We start from the raw sequence: 1860 nt of genomic DNA, 5'->3' as shown, positions 1-1860 counted from the left end.
GGGTCGAGCCGGTGACCACCGGCCAGATCTACTGGGGCTCGGTGCCGTTCATCGTGATCCAGCTGATCATGGTGGCCGCGGTGATGCTCTTCCCCGGCATCGTCATGCACTACAAGGCCGGTGTCACCACGGTCGACCCCAGTACCGTCACCATCGACGTGGGCACCAACTATGGCGGCGGCGTCTATGGCGGCGCGGGGGCGGATCCAGCGGCCGCCTTCAAGTAGGCACGGCGATTGCTAAGGCAGGCTTGACGTTCAGTTTCAAGCCTGTTTTTGCGTGCTGGATCCTGTCACGATTCGGTCAGGCCTGGGCGGCAAAATATAGGTGTTAACCCTGATTAGGGTTATCCCACCCTGCCGCGATTCCCGCATTTTCAGGGCGGTCCGGCGGGCCCATCGGGCTGGCAGCCGCATGATTATTGGGCTGTAAGCGTTTACTCACATTGTCGTCACAGACAAAAACGCATTGATTACCGAAGTTGCGCACAAATGTCACGATTTCGAATCTTCCCGTCATAAAGTTGCGGCTATCATGCAGACATAAGACACCGTCGAGAGCCCCCCGGGATACTGCCGGGCTTCAAGGCCGAACGGTGCGCCCCTACCAACATACATGAAGGAGTCGGAGATGGAACAGATCCCGTTCGTTTCGTCGGCCCCCAACACGCTCGGCATAGAGTTGGAATTGCAACTCATCAATCCACGCAGCTTCGACCTGGCTGCCGCAGCCGACGAACTGCTCGCCCAAATGGCGAACCATCCCATTGCCGACCGGGTCAAGCCAGAGATCACCCGGTCGATGATCGAATTGAATTCTTCGGTGCATGAGCACCCCATGGGCCTGTTGGCCGAAATGCGCGAAATGCGCGATGCGCTGTGCGAAGCGGCCGATGCCGTGGGCGTATCGGTGGCCGGCGGCGGGGCGCACCCGTTCATGCGCTGGCAGGAACGGGCCATTTCCGATTCGCCCCGTTTCCAATACCTGGCCGAAATGTATGGCTACCTGGCGCGCCAGTTCACTGTGTTCGGCCAGCACATCCATCTGGGCGTGCCGTCGGGCGACGCCGCGGTGCGCATGGTGCGCCGCCTGTCGCCTTACGTGCCGCATTTCATCGCACTGTCGGCCTCGTCGCCCTACTACGAAGGGGTGGATACGCTGTTTTCGTGCTGCCGCCTGAACGCGGTCAGCAGCTTCCCGCTGGCCGGCCACATGCCTGCCGACGTCACCGACTGGTACCGTTTCGAGGCCCATATGGCGCAACTGCGCGCCAGCGGCCTGGCCGAAAGCATCAAAGACCTGTACTGGGATATCCGGCCCAAGCCCGAGTTCGGCACGGTGGAAATCCGCGTCTGCGATACGCCGCTTACCGTGGAACGCGCCTGCCAGCTGGCCGCCTTCGCGCAGGCGCTGGCCGTGCTGGTATCGCGCGAGCCGGAACCCGCCCCGGCCGCCTGGCTGGCGTACCGCAGCAACCATTTCCAGGCCTGCCGCTTCGGCCTGCAGGGCAGCTACGTGGGCCCCGACGGCCAGCGCATGCGCCTGATCGACCACCTGCGCAATCTGTTCCAGCGCCTGATGCCCATTGCCGACGAACTGGGTACGGGCGACATGCTGGCCACGCTGCGCGACGAATCGGTGCGCAACGGCAACGACGCCCGCTGGCTGCGCGGCCAGTTCCATCGCCTGCGCGACCTGCCCATGGTGGTGGAATCCATGACGCGGGTGTGGCGCGGCGAGCGCGAAGCCACCGCCGCGGCCGATGCCGAAGTGCCGCGCCGCCGTATCCGCGCCACGTCTGAACCGGTACATGGCGGGGTGCAGGCCCTGGCCACGCCGGAAGCGGCGAACCTGCCCGGC

At 64.0% G+C, this 1860-nt stretch carries 1 protein-coding gene and 1 pseudogene; both read left to right on the top strand.

What is annotated here, in order from left to right; all coding sequences use genetic code 11:
* Positions 1–227: pseudogene (locus LPZ50_RS24605) on the top strand (C4-dicarboxylate ABC transporter); the annotation flags it as partial.
* Between the two features lie 403 nt (positions 228–630).
* A partial coding sequence (locus tag LPZ50_RS24600) for a YbdK family carboxylate-amine ligase (protein WP_230665455.1) occupies positions 631–1860 on the top strand: 1230 nt, incomplete at its 3' end.

Source organism: Bordetella petrii, from assembly GCF_020991325.1.
Taxonomy (GTDB): domain Bacteria; phylum Pseudomonadota; class Gammaproteobacteria; order Burkholderiales; family Burkholderiaceae_B; genus Bordetella_A; species Bordetella_A petrii_E.
Note: the sequence above shows the minus strand (reverse complement) of the source record. Positions and strands in the feature narration are given on the sequence as shown.